16 protein-coding genes are annotated in these 14,617 nt (G+C 66.2%); 11 read left to right on the top strand and 5 right to left on the bottom strand.

Annotated elements, in window-relative coordinates; genetic code table 11:
* Window positions 1–9 precede the first annotated feature (9 nt).
* Complete coding sequence (locus tag ACE191_RS13965; protein WP_400192849.1) at window positions 10–588, bottom strand: hypothetical protein; 579 nt, start codon at window positions 586–588, stop codon at window positions 10–12.
* 141 nt (window positions 589–729) lie between these two features.
* Here ACE191_RS13965 and ACE191_RS13960 point away from each other — a divergent pair, with 141 nt between their 5' ends.
* The 7 genes from ACE191_RS13960 (at window position 730) to ACE191_RS13930 (ending at window position 7,020) form a co-directional block, all read left to right on the top strand.
* The gene (locus tag ACE191_RS13960) at window positions 730–987 is read left to right on the top strand and encodes a 4a-hydroxytetrahydrobiopterin dehydratase (RefSeq protein WP_400192848.1); all 258 of its coding nucleotides are present in this window, start codon (window positions 730–732) and stop codon (window positions 985–987) included.
* 582 nt (window positions 988–1,569) lie between these two features.
* A complete protein-coding gene (rsmI, locus tag ACE191_RS13955; RefSeq protein ID WP_400192847.1) occupies window positions 1,570–2,271 on the top strand; it encodes a 16S rRNA (cytidine(1402)-2'-O)-methyltransferase in 702 nt (233 codons plus the stop codon).
* The gene (gene lnt / locus ACE191_RS13950; protein WP_400192846.1) at window positions 2,243–3,919 is read left to right on the top strand and encodes an apolipoprotein N-acyltransferase; all 1,677 of its coding nucleotides are present in this window, start codon (window positions 2,243–2,245) and stop codon (window positions 3,917–3,919) included. The genes rsmI and lnt overlap by 29 nt, the downstream gene beginning before the upstream one ends.
* Window positions 3,920–4,068: 149 nt before the next feature.
* A complete protein-coding gene (locus ACE191_RS13945; protein WP_400192845.1) occupies window positions 4,069–4,869 on the top strand; it encodes an inositol monophosphatase family protein in 801 nt (266 codons plus the stop codon).
* Between the two features lie 69 nt (window positions 4,870–4,938).
* The gene (locus tag ACE191_RS13940) at window positions 4,939–5,139 is read left to right on the top strand and encodes a hypothetical protein (RefSeq protein ID WP_400192844.1); all 201 of its coding nucleotides are present in this window, start codon (window positions 4,939–4,941) and stop codon (window positions 5,137–5,139) included.
* Window positions 5,140–5,270: 131 nt separating this feature from the next.
* A complete protein-coding gene (locus tag ACE191_RS13935) occupies window positions 5,271–5,612 on the top strand; it encodes a hypothetical protein (RefSeq protein ID WP_400192843.1) in 342 nt (113 codons plus the stop codon).
* 112 nt (window positions 5,613–5,724) lie between these two features.
* The gene (locus ACE191_RS13930) at window positions 5,725–7,020 is read left to right on the top strand and encodes an erythromycin esterase family protein (RefSeq protein WP_400192842.1); all 1,296 of its coding nucleotides are present in this window, start codon (window positions 5,725–5,727) and stop codon (window positions 7,018–7,020) included.
* Window positions 7,021–7,301: 281 nt separating this feature from the next.
* Here ACE191_RS13930 and ACE191_RS13925 read toward each other — a convergent pair whose 3' ends face one another.
* From ACE191_RS13925 to ACE191_RS13910, 4 genes are all read right to left on the bottom strand, one after another.
* Entirely contained in the window at window positions 7,302–8,180 is an 879-nt protein-coding gene (locus tag ACE191_RS13925) for a mechanosensitive ion channel family protein (protein WP_400192841.1), read from the bottom strand.
* 144 nt (window positions 8,181–8,324) lie between these two features.
* Complete coding sequence (locus tag ACE191_RS13920; RefSeq protein ID WP_400192840.1) at window positions 8,325–9,599, bottom strand: protoporphyrinogen/coproporphyrinogen oxidase; 1,275 nt, start codon at window positions 9,597–9,599, stop codon at window positions 8,325–8,327.
* A gap of 42 nt (window positions 9,600–9,641) precedes the next feature.
* Entirely contained in the window at window positions 9,642–10,211 is a 570-nt protein-coding gene (locus ACE191_RS13915) for a hypothetical protein (RefSeq protein ID WP_400192839.1), read from the bottom strand.
* A gap of 37 nt (window positions 10,212–10,248) precedes the next feature.
* On the bottom strand, window positions 10,249–10,881 hold the full coding sequence (locus ACE191_RS13910) for a hypothetical protein (protein WP_400192838.1): 633 nt from the start codon (window positions 10,879–10,881) through the stop codon (window positions 10,249–10,251).
* Between the two features lie 98 nt (window positions 10,882–10,979).
* Here ACE191_RS13910 and prfA point away from each other — a divergent pair, with 98 nt between their 5' ends.
* The 4 genes from prfA (at window position 10,980) to ACE191_RS13890 (ending at window position 14,604) form a co-directional block, all read left to right on the top strand.
* Window positions 10,980–12,053, top strand: a complete 1,074-nt coding sequence (gene prfA / locus ACE191_RS13905; RefSeq protein WP_400192837.1) for a peptide chain release factor 1 — start codon at window positions 10,980–10,982, stop codon at window positions 12,051–12,053.
* 553 nt (window positions 12,054–12,606) lie between these two features.
* Entirely contained in the window at window positions 12,607–13,023 is a 417-nt protein-coding gene (locus ACE191_RS13900; protein WP_400192836.1) for a hypothetical protein, read from the top strand.
* Entirely contained in the window at window positions 13,024–13,650 is a 627-nt protein-coding gene (locus ACE191_RS13895) for a YceI family protein (protein ID WP_400192835.1), read from the top strand.
* A gap of 45 nt (window positions 13,651–13,695) precedes the next feature.
* Window positions 13,696–14,604 carry a DUF5777 family beta-barrel protein gene (locus ACE191_RS13890; protein ID WP_400192834.1) on the top strand — a complete coding sequence of 303 codons (909 nt, stop codon included), beginning with the start codon at window positions 13,696–13,698 and terminating at the stop codon, window positions 14,602–14,604.
* Window positions 14,605–14,617 lie beyond the last annotated feature (13 nt).

Below are 14,617 nucleotides of genomic sequence, written 5' to 3'. Positions count from 1 at the left end.
GCCGCCGGGTTACTGGGCAATGGCCGAGTTTTGGGCGTTGGGGTCGTTCTGGTCCGCGTTGGTGTCGGAGCGGGCCTGGGTGGTGTTGTAGTCGATGGCGGCGCCGCGCTGGGGGTCGTTGGCGGAGGGGCGGCGGGCTTCGCCGTCGGGGCTTTCGTCGTCGCCGACGCTGTTGCGGCGGTCGACGGCGGCAAAGTCGTCGGCATCGGTGAGGTCTTCGCCGGCGTTGCGGGCGCGGCGGGTGTCGCCGTCGATTTCATCGGCGGGGTCGGGGCGGCGGCGCGGGTCCATCAGGTCCGAGTCGGGCATGTCGTCGTTTTCCTCGGTGGGCCGGCCCTCGTCGTCGCCGCGGATGTTGTCGGCGGGGTGGCCGGGCTTGTCGGCGTCTTCATTGACCGACACGGCGGTGATGCCGTCGGAGGAATCGGTGCCGAAGCCCTGCTTGCCGTCGCGGTTGCCGAAGCCGCCGCGGGCGTCCTCGTTTTTGGGCGGATCGGCGCCGGGAATGATGTGGCCGGCGGCCAGCTCCTGGTCGGTGGTATCGTCGTTGATGACGCGCACGGGGCGGTTGTGGGGGTCGATAGCCATGAGGTTGGTTGTGGTGAGGTGGTGAGGGGCTGTGCAGATGGTGTACTGCGGCCGGCGGCTTTGGGTTGCCGAATGGCGCGGGCTGCGTATGTTGGGGACGGCCGGGCGGCCCGCTGTATTCCCGCCCGGCCCTGCCTTGCTATGTGGACTGAAATCGACAACCAGCTGCGCCGCACGTTCCGCTTCCCGGACTTCCGCACGGCCTTCAGCTTTATGACCGACGTGGCCGAGGAGGCCGAATACCAGGAGCACCACCCGTGGTGGGCCAACGAGTACAACACGGTGGAGTTTCGGCTGAGCACCCACGACGCGGACAACACAGTGACCGAGCGCGACCGGCTCCTGGCCGAGGCCATCGACAAGCTGGCGGCGGAGTACGGCGGCGAGGCGGTGGCATAGGGGCCTCCCCCCGGTCCCCTTCCCTCGCTTGATGCGCGACATGGGGGAGAAGGGGTGCGTTCTGGCACCACTTCTTTACGCTGGGGTTACTACCGGACTTCCTTGATGCGCGACATCCAAAAGGGGAGCCAGGGCGGCGCGGTAGGGGCGCGTTGCACGCGCCCGGCGGGACTGCGCTATTTATCCGGGCCCTTTCCTCGCCAACGACGAGACGCGAATACGCGTCTCTACATTGGTTGGGCGGTTGCTGCGGAGGGGTGTTGCGTGGCTGGCGAAAGGTGTTTTGCCGTTGGTGAAGGGTGTTTTGTGCCTGGCTAATGGTGTTCTGCAATGGCCAAGGGGTGTTTTGCGGCGGCGGAATGGTGTTTCATAACAGCCAAAGGGTGTTTTGTGAGAGCCGAAGGGTGTTTTGTGGCTGCCGAAGGGTGTTTTGCGATAGGCGAAGGGTGTTTCGTAATAGCGGAGGGGTGTTTGGGTTGGCTAGTCAGGGATTTATCCAGTTGATGCGTGATTTATCCAATTGCTTAGGGGTGGGGGCGGGGCGCGGGCGGCTTGTACCTTTGCTTTCTACCCCGACTGCGTATGGCTGCTCCCGACTCTCTCGCTGAAACTGCCCTGTACCTGGTGCCCACGCCCATCGGCAACCTGGAGGATATTACCCTGCGGGCCATTCGGGTGCTGGGGGAGGTAGACGTGGTGCTGGCCGAGGACACGCGCACGAGCGGGCGGCTGCTGCAGCATCTGGGCCTGAAGAAGCCCATGCAGAGCTACCACCTGCACAACGAGCACCAGACGGTGGCGCGGGTGCTGGAGCGCCTGCAGCGGGGCGAGCGGATGGCTTTGGTGTCGGACGCGGGCACGCCGGGCATCTCAGACCCGGGGTTTCTGCTGGTGCGCGAGTGCCTGGCCCAGGGCCTGAAGGTGGAGTGTTTGCCGGGGGCTACGGCCTTTGTGCCGGCCTTGCTGAAGTCGGGCTTCGGGGCCGAGCGGTTTACGTTTGAGGGCTTTTTGCCGGTGAAAAAGGGTCGGCAGACGCGCCTGCGGGAGCTGGCCACGGAAACCCGCACCATGATTTTCTACGAGTCGCCGCACCGCATTGTGAAAACCCTGGAGCAGCTCGCGGAGGTGCTGGGGCCGGAGCGCATGGGCTCGGTGAGCCGGGAGCTGACCAAGCTGTTTGAAGAAACCGTAACCGACACGCTGGCCGCGCTGGCAGCGGAGTTTGGCAAGCGGACCACCATTAAAGGAGAAATAGTTGTTGTCGTTCAAGGACTTCGCGAATAAGCCCTGGCTGCTGACGCTGCTGGGGCCGGGGCTGCTGTGGGCGGCCTGGCCGGTGCATCCGGCCCCGCTGCCGCTGCTGCTGCTGGTGGGTTTGGTGCCGCTGCTACGCCTGGAGCAGGTACTCAGGGCGCAGGGCGCCCGGGCCGCGCGCTTCTGGCGCTGGAGCTACCTGTACCTGCTGCTGTGGAACGTGCTGACCACTTACTGGGTGAGCTACAGCACCGTGGGCGGGGGCATTGCGGCCAACGTGCTGAACGCGGCCCTGCAAAGCCTGCCGCTGCTGGCCTTCTGGCACACCAAGCGGCTGCTGGGGCCCAAAATCGGCTACGCGGCGCTGGTGGTATACTGGCTGGCTTTCGAGCAGCTGCACCTGACCTGGGACTTGTCGTGGCCCTGGCTGACGCTGGGCAACGCCTGGGCCATGGTGCCGGGCTGGGTGCAGTGGTACGAGTACACCGGGCAGCTGGGCGGCTCGCTGTGGGTGCTGCTGGCCAACCTGGCGGTTCATTTAGCAATTAACAATTATCAATTATCAGCCGATGGAGCCGCGCAACCAGCCAACACCCAACCGCTAAGCACCAACAACCACGCACTAAGATGGGCGGTGCCGGCTGCGGTGGCCCTAGTGCCGCTGCTGATTTCGTGGGGCATTGGGGCCGGCTGGCAGGAGAAGGGGCCGGCGGCCGAGGTGGTGGTGGTGCAGCCCAACATCGACCCGTTTCAGGAGAAGTTTGCCGGCGGGGCCAAGTACATTCCGGCCGCCCAGCAGCTCCAGCGGCTGATTGACCTGACGGAGTCGGCGCTGACGCCCAACACCCGGCTGGTGCTGTGGCCCGAAACAGCGCTGGAGGAAACCCACTGGGAAAACGCCCTGGCCCAGCAGCAGGACATTCAGCGGGTGCAGCAGCTGGTGGCCGCGCACCCGGGCCTGCGCCTGATTACGGGCATTACCTCGGTGGGGGCCTACCCCTCGAAGGAGGCGGCCAGCGCCACGGCCCGCTACCGCGACGACCTGGGCTTCTACGACATCTTCAACGCGGCCCTGCACATTGGCAGCCCCAGCGGCCCCATGCAGGTGTACCACAAGTCGAAGCTGGTGCCGGGGGTGGAGAAGGTGCCGGGCTGGCTGAACTCGGCCCTGGGCACCATTGACCTGGGCGGCGTGGTGGGCTCGTACGGCAGCCAGGACTTCCGCATGGTGTTCCGGCCCACCGGGCCGGACCCGGACAGCTCGTTGCGGGTGGCGCCGGTTATCTGCTACGAGTCGATTTACTCGGACTACGTGAGCGAGTACGTGCGGCGCGGGGCCACGCTCATCGGCATCATCACCAACGACGGCTGGTGGAGCGACTCGCCGGGCTATAAGCAGCACCTGGCCTACGGTCGCCTGCGGGCCATTGAGACGCGCCGCGACATTGCCCGCTCGGCCAACACCGGCATTTCGGGCTTCATCAACCAGCGCGGCGAGCTGGTGCAGCAAACCGGCTGGTGGGTGCCGGCCGTGAGCCGCTACACCGTGCACCTGAACGACGAGCTGACCTTCTACACCCGCTACGGCGAGCTGCTGGGCCACGCCGTGCAGGTGCTGAGCGTGGCGCTGCTGGCCTGGGCGCTGCTGCGGCGGCTGACGGCCCGCCGGCCCGCGTAGGGGCGGCTTGCAGCCGCCCACCGCCCGGTTTATATAGGTTTTCAGCAAACAGGGGACCCTACTTCTGGCCGCCCTCGGCTCGTATAGGGCTCCGACTTCGTTCTTCCTTCATCGTTCAACGACGGGCGGCTGCCAGCCGCCCCTACTCTATGGATTTCAACCAACTCAGCTTGCAAGTAGCCGACGTGGCCCGCCGGGCCGGCGCGTTTATTCGGCAGGAAGCGGCGCGCTTCGACCGCGGCCGCGTGGAAAGCAAGGGCGTGCACGACCTGGTGTCGTACGTGGACCAGGAATCGGAGCGGATTGTAGTGGCGGGGCTGCGCGAGCTGCTGCCCGCCGCCGGCTTCATCACCGAGGAAGGCACGGCCGGGGCGCCGCAGCGAGGCGAGGAGTTTACCTGGATTATCGACCCGCTCGACGGCACCACCAACTTTATTCACGGCCTGCCCTGCTACTCGGTGAGCATTGCGCTGCTGCAGGGTGCCGAGCTGGTGGTGGGCGTGGTGTACGAGGTGAACCTGGACGAGTGCTTCCGGGCCGTGCGCGGCGGCGGAGCGTTCTGCAACGAGCGGCCCCTGCGGGTGTCGGAGGCTACCGAGCTGAATACTTCGCTGGTGGCCACGGGCTTTCCGTTCAGCAACTTCGCCAAAATCGATACCTACCTGCCCATTCTGAAGGAGTTTATGCGCCGCACCAACGGCGTGCGCCGGGTGGGCTCGGCGGCGGTTGATCTGGCCTGGGTGGCGGCGGGCCGCTTCGAGGGCTACTTCGAGTTCAACATCAACTCCTACGACGTAGCCGCGGGGGTGCTGCTGGTGCGCGAGGCCGGGGGCCGGGTTACGCAGTTTCTGGAAGACGGCGACCCGGTGTTCAACCGCGAAATCGTGGCCAGCAACGGGGCCGTGCACGCCGAAATGCAGGAAATCATCGGGCAATACTGGGGTAAGTAGGCCGGGGCCGCAGCGCCCGAAGCCGCGGCCGCGCAACTTTCCGGGCCCCGCGGTAGTTTTGTGGCCGCTATGCTCCTGCAACATCTCCTCATCGTTCTGCTCTTTGCCGCGGCCGCCCTGTACATGGGCCGGCGCCTGTGGCTGAGCTTTTTCGCCAAATCGGACGGCGCCTGCCCCAAGGGCTGCGGCGGCGGCTGCAGCACCCTGAACGTGGACCAGCTGCAGCAGCAGATTGAAGCCGCCCAGCAGCGCGGCCGGCAGCCGGCCTAGCCGAGCATTTCGCGCCTACGATATAACCCGCCCCGCCCACGGCTTCGTATAGCCCGGGCGGGGCGGTTTTGCTTGCCCGATACGCGGCCCCGCTTCTCCCTTCTCTCCTTCACATCCCCACAGCCACAGCCATGCAGGACAAAGAACAAGAACGCTCCCTCGTCAACGTCGAACGCAAGCTCACCCAGGACGGCTTTACCAAGGACTTCAACGTCACCAACGGCCGCCTGCACACCATCGACACCGGCTCCGACAAAAGCTACGGCCCCGAGGAAGTAACCATTGTGGACTTCTACCGCTTCGAAGGCGAATCGAACCCCGACGACATGTCGATTCTCTACGCCATTGAGTGCCACGACGGCACCCGCGGCACCATTTCTACTGCCTTCGGCACCTACGCCGACGCCGAAACCGATGAGTTTCTGCGCACGGTGGAGGACCTGGGCAAAAACCTCGACAAGGCCCACAAGTAGGGCCGGCTTCACCCCCCTGTTTTGCGCGCCGCACTGGTACCGGGCTTGCTGGGCAAGCCGGACCGGCGCGGCGCGTTTCGTGGTACGCGGCTACTCCCAACCCCTCAAGGCGATGAAAACGGTCAACCTCACCATCCCGGCCCACCCCCTGCGCACGGCGGCCGACCTCGACCCGCTGCTGGCCCAGATCGGCGACGCGCGCGTGGTGCTGCTGGGCGAGGCCTCGCACGGCACCCACGAGTACTACACCTGGCGCACGGCCCTCTCGAAGCGGCTGATTCAGGAGAAGGGCTTTCAGTTTCTGGCCGTGGAAGGCGACTGGCCCGACTGCTTCGAGGTGAACCTGGCCGTGAAGCAGGCCGAGCCCGGCCCGCCCGCCCCGCAGCTGCTGCAAACCTTCGACCGCTGGCCCACCTGGATGTGGGGCAACTGGGAAATAGCCGCCTTGGTGGAATGGCTGCGCCGGCACAACGCGCCCTTGCCCGCCGGGCAGAAAGTGGGCTTCTACGGTCTCGACGTGTACAGCCTGTGGGAGTCGCTGGAGCAGATTATGCAGTACGCCGGGGCCAAGGGCGAAGCCGCCGCCCTGGCCGCCCAGCGCGCCTACCGCTGCTTCGAGCCCTACAGTGCCGACCCGCAAGAGTACGCCCAGGCCGTAGCCTTCGTGAGCGAGGACTGCGAAGACGAGGTGCTGAGCATGCTGCGCGCCCTGCAGCGCCGTCCGCCCGGCCCCGCCCCCGACGGCCTGAGCCGGGAAATCGACTTTGCCACCGAGCAGAACGCGCTGGTGGCCGTGAATGCCGAGCGCTACTACAAGGCCATGCTGCGGGGCGGCGGCTCGTCGTGGAACGTGCGCGACCAGCACATGATGGAAACCCTGCAGCGCCTGCTCGATTTGCACGGCCCTGCCAGCAAAGCCATTGTGTGGGAGCACAACACCCACGTGGGCGACGCGCGCTACACCGACATGGTGGCCGACGGCATGGTGAACGTGGGGCAGCTGGCCCGCCAGCAGCTGGGCCGCGAACAGGTGTACGCCGTGGGCTTCGGCTCGTACCAGGGCTCGGTGGTGGCGGGCAAAAGCTGGGGCGCGCCGCTGGAGCAGATGCCCGTGCCCGAGGCCCGCAGCAACTCCTGGGAGGCCCTGCTGCACACCGAGCTGGGGCAGGATGCGCTGCTGCTCTCGAGCGAGCTGCGCGGGCAGCCGGCGCTGCTGGAGCACATCGGGCACCGCGCCATTGGGGTGGTGTACCGGCCCGAGCGGGAGCGGCTGGGCAACTACGTGCCCACCGTGGTGCCCGAACGCTATGACGCCTTCCTGTACCTCGACCAGACCCGCGCCCTGCACCCGCTGCCCACCGCCGCCGACACCCACGTGCCCCCCGACCTGTATCCATGGGGGGAATAGGCAATGGGTGAATGGGTGAATAAGGCGTGCTGGACCGCGTAGGGCGGGTTGCGGCGGCGTGATATTGGTAGCCATAGCGGGGGCCAGGAACGGCAAGAGCTGCCGCGCAGCGGCATCCGTTGCGGATGTTGCCCGGCCTTTATCGTTTATGCGGCCCAGCTGCCATACCGCCGCGCTGCAGCCCGGCAGCCTGGGGTTACGGCGTTGCTACCCCCATAGTGCCGCTCCGCGGCTGCGGACGAAACCCGCCCCGTACCGCCAGGTATACCTTACCCACTCACTCATTCGCCCATTCGCCCTTTCCCCTCCAGGTGGACGACCTGCTGGGGGAGGGGAATGCGGATGCCGTGTTGATCGAAGGCCTGCTTGATGCGCACGATGGCCTCGCTGCGGGCGGCAATGTAATCGACCTGGCGGCGGTAGGGCACCCAGAAGCGCGTCTGGAAGGTGATGCCGCTGGCACTGAATTCGGTGAACATCACTTCGACGGGGCGGCCTTCTACCACGTGCGGCACCGTGGCCACGGCTTCCTGCACCAGGTGCTGTACCTGCCGCAGGTCCGCGTCGAAGGCCACCAGGCAGCTCAGGTCGATGCGGCGCAGGGTGTTTTCGGTGAAGTTGATGAGCGGGTTTTCGAACACCTTGCGGTTGGGCACGCGCACCAGCTCGCCGGTGGTCTGGCGGATGTCGGTGGTGCGCAGGCTGATGCGCTCCACGGTGCCGAAAAAGCTGTTGGACTCCACCACGTCGCCCACGTTGAAGGGGCGCTGCACGGCGATGATGATGCCGCTGATGAAGTTGGCGGCAATGTCCTGAAACGCGAAGCCCAGGGCCAGGCCGATGATGCCCACGCCGGCCAGCAGCGAGGTGACGGTCTTGTTGAGGTTGAGCACCTCCAGCACGAAAAACACGCCCAGCAGCAAGGTGAGGCTGTAGGCCAGGGTGGCGCCGAGGTTGTTGAGCGTGACGCTGGAGGAAATGCGCGGCAGCACCCGCGTGGTGCCGCGCTGCACGAGGCGGGCCGCCAGCAGCGTGAGCAGCAGCACCACCAGGGCCACCAGCAGGTTGGGCAGCATCACCACCAACTGCTGAAACCAGGTCAGCAGCTTGCCCGAGAGCAAACCCAGGGCTTCTTCAAATTCGGTGATGACGGCGTACATAGGCAGGGCGGGCAAAGCGGGCCGAAGATACTTCGGCCCGGGCGCCGGGGAGCCGCATTGGGGACTACGACGTAGCAGTACCCCGACTTTGGGGTAGAAGTACCACTCGGTTCCGCAGCTTTTTCGGCGGCTTTTTCGGCGGCTTTATACCTGGGCCAGCAGCTCTTCGGCCACCTGGCGGCCGGTGGCCATGGCCGCGTTCAGCGAGGGGTAGGCGGCCCAGTCGCCGCAGCGGTAGAGGTTCTCGGCCAGGCGCAAGGGCCGCTGGGCGGGCTGGCTGGCGGCGTACACCGGCAGAGCGTGTCCAATGTGGTAGGTGCCCAGGCGGCGCCAGCTGGCCACGCCGTGCCCAAACCAGGCCGTGAGCTCCTGGCGCAGGCGCTCGGCCAGCTCGGCATCGCTCAGGCCGTAGTCGCCGTGGGTGCTTACCGAGATGAGGGCCTGGCCGGCGGGGGCGTATTCGGGGGCCACGTCGGCGGGAAAGGCCACGTTGTGAGCCAGGGCACCGGGCAGGGCATTGAGACGCAGCAGCCCGTCGGCGCGGCCGGGCGAGCGGTCGGCCGCAAAGTAGGTGCAGGTGGTTTGGCGGGCCGCGGTGGGCTCGGAGGCAGTGAGCTGGGGCAGCAGTTGGCGGGCGGCGGGGCCATCGGTGGCCAGCACCACGGCGCGGCCCTGGAGGCTGCGGCCGTCGGCGAGGCGCAGGGTGGTGCCTTCGATGGCCGCGACGCGGGCGTGCAACAACAACGCCTCGGCGGGCAGGCGGGCGGCCAGCTGCTCGGGAATGGCCTGCATGCCGCGGGCGGGCAGGGCGGCATCGCCCTCGACGAACTGCTTGAAGACGAACTCGAAGAAGTTGCTGGCGGTACTCAGCTCGCGGTCGAGGTAAATGCCGCCGAAGAAAGGGCGGAAGAAGGTGTCGATGATTTGTTCGCTCCAGCCGTAGCGGCGCAGGAAGGTGAGCGTGTCGGTGGCGGGGCGGGCCAGCAGCTCGTCGGCGCTGTGCTGGCGTACGTGCTGGGCCAGGCTCACGAGACGCAGCTTGTCGGCGAGGGTACCGATGGGGGCGGCCACGGCGCCCAGGCCCAGCAGGGGCTGGCGCAAAGGGTTGCGCAGGGTGGTGGAGCGGCCACCCGGCAGGCGAATGATGGCGCCGGAGGTGAAGGGCCGCAGCTGCAGGGCGCCGTAGTCGAGCAGGCGCTCGACCTCGGGGTAGCGGGTGAGCAGCACCTGAAAGCCGTGGTCGAGCCGGAAGCCGTCGGGGGTGAGGTCGGTGCGCACGCGGCCACCCACGGCGTCGGCGGCATCGAGCAGGCGCACGGGTACGCCGGCGCGGTGCAGGTAGCAGGCGCAGGTGAGCCCGGCCATGCCGGCGCCCACGATGAGCACGGGCAGTGAGGCGGAAGAGGAGGTCGTGGTCATACCTGCCGCAAACTGCGAAACGGGCGCGAAGGTTGGCCGCGGCTAGTAGAGCCGGATGCCGTAGCGCTGCTTGAGGGCCTGGGTTTCCGCGTAGCCGCGGTTGAGGCCCAGCAGAATGGTGCGCTGCCCGGCGTAGACCTCGTGCACGGGCACCCGCTGCTCGTACCAACCCTGCAGCAGCTGAATAAGCAGCTGCTCGTGCTGGGCGTGGCGCACCAGCACCGGCAGACGGGGCCAACTGCCCACCTGCAGGCGGGTATCGGCGGCCACGGCTTCGGTACCGCGCAAGCTGAGCTGCCAGTCAGCGGTCTGGTAGCCGGCATACTCCAGGTGAATGGGCGTGGCAGCGGAGAGCGGCTGCTCGTGGTACTGGCCGTTCAGTTCTAGGTAGGCGTAGTCGGGAGTCAGCACCAGCACGCCCGTGAACTCAGGAGCGGGTTGGTCGTTGAGCACCATTCCCAGAACGGAAACCACGCGCAGGCGCGCCGGCTCGGGCTCGTCGGCCGGTTGCAGCACGGGCAGGGCCAGCAGCAGCTCGGCGGGACGAAAAAACTCGCCGCGCCGGGCGGCGCGGCGGGCGCGGGCCAGCAAATCGGGGGAAAGGCGGCTCATGAATGGGGCAGCGGGGCGGATGCCAGCGCTTCGCCGGCTACCGCCGCCGGAACACCTTGCGGGTTTTCATGGTGTAGAACTCGGCCACGCCGCGGCGCGACATGGGCACCTTCCACCAGCCGATGAGCTGGCCGGGGCCGTAGCCGCTGAGCTTTTTGCCGGGGTAGCTGCGGGCCAGCAGGGCGGCGTCGGCGGCACTCACGTCGGTGGGCACTTGGCCGTGGCAGCTGCGGCACTCCTGGTCGGGCAGCATTACCAGGGGCTTCTGAAACACGTACTCGTCGGCGGTGGGGCGCAGCACGGTTACCGAATCGGCCTCGGTGATGGGGCGGGGCGGCACCAGGCGGCGGCTGGGGCGGGCCTCCAGCTCGCGGGAGAGGTGCACGGTGAAGGGCAGCTTTTCGGGCTGGCAGTAGGGGTGGGCTTCGGCCACGCCGCCGGCGGCGAGCCGCTCGCTGAGCTGGGCGCGCCAGGCCTGCTCGGCCGAGCGGGTGAGCGAGTCGCCGGCCCAGTGGGCGGCGGCCAGCAGCTGGGCCGGCAGAATGCGCTTGGGCTTCCAGTTTTCGGCTTCACGGTCGATGGCAGCCCCGTTTTCGAGGTGCTCAACCTGGTCGGGGCGGCAGGCCAGGGCCAGAAACGGCAAAGCCAGCCAGGGCAGATAGCGGCGCATAGCAAGACGACAAGCCCGTGGGCGGAACCTACCTGTGGCCCCGGCGGGTTTTGTACCTTTGCAAAGGTACCGCCCAATTGCGGACCGCCCCACGAACGATGCTCGATAAACTAGAGGCTATCAACCAGCGCTTCAACGACGTGAGCCAGCAGCTGCTGGACGGCGACGTGATGAGCGACATGAAGCGCTACAAGGCCCTGAACAAGGAGTACAAGGACCTCAATAAGATTGTCACCGAGTACAAGGCCTACCAGAAGGTGCTCAGCGACATCGAAAGCGCCCGCGACGTAGTTGCCAACGAAAAAGACCAGGACTTCCGCCAGATGGCCAAGGAAGAGCTGGAAGTGCTGCTGCCCGAGCAGGAGCGCCTCGAAGGCGTGATTAAGGACTTGCTGATTCCCAAGGACCCGAACGACTCCAAGGACATCATCATGGAAATCCGCGGCGGGGCGGGCGGCGACGAAGCCGCCTTGTTTGCCGGCGACCTGCAGCGCATGTACATGCGCTTCGCCGAAAAGCAGGGCTGGAAGATGGAGCTCATCGACGCCATGGAAGGCACCGCCGGCGGCTACAAGGAAATCATCGTGGCCGTGCGCGGCGAAGACGTGTACGCCAAGCTCAAGTTCGAGTCGGGCGTGCACCGCGTGCAGCGCGTGCCGGCCACCGAAACCCAGGGCCGCATTCACACCTCGGTGGCCTCGGTAGTGGTAATGCCCGAAGCCGAAGAACTGGACGTGGAGCTGGACATGAACGACATTCGCAAGGACCTGTTCATGTCGTCGGGTCCCGGCGGGCAGTCGGTCAACACCACCTACTCGGCCGTGCGCCTGACCCACCTGCCCACCGGCATCGTGGCCCAGTGCCAGGACCAGAAGTCGCAGCTCAAGAACTTCGACAAGGCCCTGCAGGTACTTCGCTCGCGCATCTACGAGATTGAGCTGGCCAAGAAAAACGAGGCCGAAGGCGCCGCCCGCAAGAGCATGATCGGCGGCGGTGACCGAAGCGACAAAATTCGCACCTACAACTACCCCCAGGGCCGCGTAACCGACCACCGCATCGGCTACACGGTGTACAACCTGAGCAGCGTGATGGACGGCAACATTGACGATTTCGTGGAGCAGCTGCGCATTGCCGAAAGTGCCGAGCGCCTCAAGGAAGGCACCACGGCGTAATTCGTTGGTGGTTTTTGATTGTTCGTTCTTCGTTGTCAGCCACTGACTGACACCCGACAACTGCTAACTAAGTCCTCAAACGCAAAGAGCCCGGAGCCGTGAAGCTCCGGGCTCTTTGCGTTTGGGCGGGCCGGCTGACCGGGTCTGGTGACTTTCTGGGACGAAAATTCACCGGGCCAGAGTGGGGTTTCAACCGGCCAAAGGTCGAGCTTGTCTAATTGCGGCCGCAAAATAGCCTTGCCGGCAATCCAACGGCAAACCCCAGGGCGTAGAGCTGGTTCAATCTGGGAACGAAATCAAGGTGAAGTACCCCGCCAACCCGGTTTCTTCCAACCCAAACCTACCCAACCCCAACTGCATGGCTCAGGCTTACTAGCTCCTCTTGCCCCTTGCCCGCTAGCCCGCCGCGTCACCGGTAGTACCGCCGCGCCGGGCCCTGTTTTCCTGCTTGCCGCCCGTTGGGCGCACCCCGACTGTTGGCCGCCGCAAGGTGGCCCGGCTTCGTGTTGCCCTTGGCCAACTGCTGGGCTTTCCGATATGCTTACTCCGAACCGTGGTCGACGCCACCGCCGCGGCTCTTTCGCACACCTTTTACGCCACCGCTACCGTGCTACGCCTACGCTTTCTGTTTCTTCTGCTGATTTTGGGCAGCTGTGCCTACGACAACGCCGAAGACATTGCCGGCCCCGCGCCGGAATGCACGCCGCCTGCCGAGGTATCCTACGTGCAGCACATTACCCCGCTGCTGAACCGCAACTGCTACGCCTGCCACAACTCGGCGCTGCAAAGCGGCAACGTGAACCTTCAGGACTTCGGCCAGCTGCAGCAGCAGGCGCGCTCGGGGGTGCTGCTGGGCAACGTGAAGCACCTGCCCGGCTACAAGCCCATGCCCCAGGGCGGGGCCAAGCTGAGCGACTGCGACATTGCGCTGCTGCAACGCTGGGTAGAAGCGGGCACTCCCAACAACTAAATGGTGCCGGGTTGCTTATTCTGCCCGCTGCGCTGGCTGCGCGGCTGGCTGGTTCTGCTGCTGCTCATCAGCCCCGCGCTGGCGCCGGCCCAGGACAAGTACCTGACGCACAAGGGCACGGTGAGCTTCTTCTCGACCAGCATTCTGGAAGATATTGAAGCTACCACCACCCAGGGCAGCGCCCTCATCGACCTCAGCTCGGGCCAGCTGGCGTTTTCCATTCCCATCCGCTCGTTTCAGTTCAAGCGCACCCTCATGCAGGAGCACTTCAACGAGAACTACATGGAGTCGGAGCGCTTTCCCAAGTCCTCGTTTAAAGGCCGCACGGTGGCCTTCGACGCGGCGGCGCTGCGCAAGGGCGGCTCGCAGCGCGTGACGGTGGAGGGCGACCTGACCATTCACGGCGTGACCCGGCGCGTGACGGCCTCGGGGGCGCTGGAACTGCAGCGCGGGGTGCTGCTGGTCAACGCCTACTTCAGCGTGGCTCCGGCCGACTACGGCATTGAGATTCCGCTGCTGGTGCGCGAGAACATTGCCAAGACGGTGGGCATCAAGGTGTCCATGATCTGCGAGCCGATGGCTGGCTCGGCGCCCCAAAACGCCGCGCTGGCCACCCCCGTGCCCTAGCCGCCCGGCTCCTTCTTTTCTTCTCCGATTTTCTTCTGCCTCAATATGACTGCATTTTTTACCCTGCGGGCGGCCCGCCTGGCCGCCACCCTGCTGCTGCTGACGGCCCCGCTGGCCTTGCGCGCCCAGGACGACCTGCTCGACCAGCTGGAGCAGCAGCCGGCGGCCCAGCCCGCCGTGGCCGAGCCGGTGCAGGCCACCTTCAAAAGCACCCGCCTCATCAACGGCCACACCGTGGAGACGCCCGGCGAGGGCACCATGGTGTTTTTGATTTCACACCGCTTCGGCACGCTCAACAGCGGCGCCTACAATTTCTTCGGCCTCGACCAGGCCAGCATCCGCCTGGGGCTGGAGTACGCCTTCAGCGACAACCTGGAAGTGGGCGTGGGCCGCAGCTCGCTCAACAAGACCCTCGACGGCTTCGTGAAGTACCGCGCCCTGCGCCAGAGCACGGGGCCGCGCGCCCTCCCCCTGAGCGTAACCCTGTTCGGCAGCGCTGCCCTGAACACGTTGCGCTACAACGACGCCGTGGAGCGCACCTTCCCGCGCCGGCTTACCTACAGCTACCAGGCCCTGCTGGCCCGCAAGTTCAGCCCCGACCTCTCGCTGCAGCTCATGCCCACGCTCATTCACCGCAACCTGACGATGAGCCGGGAAGCCAAAAACGATGTGTACGCCTTGGGGGCGGGCGGCCGCTACAAGCTCACCAAGCGGTTTTCGCTTAACGCCGAGTACTACTACCTGCTGCCCGACTCCAAGCCCGCCGACGTGCGCAACGCCCTGGCCCTGGGCTTCGACATCGAAACCGGCGGCCACATTTTCCAGCTGCACGTGACCAACGCCCAGGGCATGATCGAACCGCTGTTTGCCACCGAAACCCGGGGCAACTTCTTCAAGGGCGACATCTACTTCGGCTTCAACGTCAACCGCAACTTCACCCTGCGCGGCCGCTAAGCCCCGCCTTCCC

Origin of the sequence: Hymenobacter sp. B81 (genome assembly GCF_044628455.1) — a bacterium.
Taxonomy (GTDB): domain Bacteria; phylum Bacteroidota; class Bacteroidia; order Cytophagales; family Hymenobacteraceae; genus Solirubrum.
This window is presented reverse-complemented; position numbering and strand designations above follow the sequence as displayed.

What these genes read in the sequence shown, in the direction of transcription:
- ACE191_RS13965 (WP_400192849.1), bottom strand. Translation starts at nt 588, where the DNA reads ATGGCTATCGACCCCCACAACCGCCCCGTGCGCGTCATCAACGACGAT.
- ACE191_RS13960 (WP_400192848.1), top strand. Translation starts at nt 730, where the DNA reads ATGTGGACTGAAATCGACAACCAGCTGCGCCGCACGTTCCGCTTCCCG.
- rsmI (WP_400192847.1), top strand. Translation starts at nt 1,570, where the DNA reads ATGGCTGCTCCCGACTCTCTCGCTGAAACTGCCCTGTACCTGGTGCCC.
- ACE191_RS13945 (WP_400192845.1), top strand. Translation starts at nt 4,069, where the DNA reads ATGGATTTCAACCAACTCAGCTTGCAAGTAGCCGACGTGGCCCGCCGG.
- ACE191_RS13940 (WP_400192844.1), top strand. Translation starts at nt 4,939, where the DNA reads ATGCTCCTGCAACATCTCCTCATCGTTCTGCTCTTTGCCGCGGCCGCC.
- ACE191_RS13935 (WP_400192843.1), top strand. Translation starts at nt 5,271, where the DNA reads ATGCAGGACAAAGAACAAGAACGCTCCCTCGTCAACGTCGAACGCAAG.
- ACE191_RS13930 (WP_400192842.1), top strand. Translation starts at nt 5,725, where the DNA reads ATGAAAACGGTCAACCTCACCATCCCGGCCCACCCCCTGCGCACGGCG.
- ACE191_RS13925 (WP_400192841.1), bottom strand. Translation starts at nt 8,180, where the DNA reads ATGTACGCCGTCATCACCGAATTTGAAGAAGCCCTGGGTTTGCTCTCG.
- ACE191_RS13920 (WP_400192840.1), bottom strand. Translation starts at nt 9,599, where the DNA reads ATGACCACGACCTCCTCTTCCGCCTCACTGCCCGTGCTCATCGTGGGC.
- ACE191_RS13915 (WP_400192839.1), bottom strand. Translation starts at nt 10,211, where the DNA reads ATGAGCCGCCTTTCCCCCGATTTGCTGGCCCGCGCCCGCCGCGCCGCC.
- ACE191_RS13910 (WP_400192838.1), bottom strand. Translation starts at nt 10,881, where the DNA reads ATGCGCCGCTATCTGCCCTGGCTGGCTTTGCCGTTTCTGGCCCTGGCC.
- prfA (WP_400192837.1), top strand. Translation starts at nt 10,980, where the DNA reads ATGCTCGATAAACTAGAGGCTATCAACCAGCGCTTCAACGACGTGAGC.
- ACE191_RS13895 (WP_400192835.1), top strand. Translation starts at nt 13,024, where the DNA reads ATGGTGCCGGGTTGCTTATTCTGCCCGCTGCGCTGGCTGCGCGGCTGG.
- ACE191_RS13890 (WP_400192834.1), top strand. Translation starts at nt 13,696, where the DNA reads ATGACTGCATTTTTTACCCTGCGGGCGGCCCGCCTGGCCGCCACCCTG.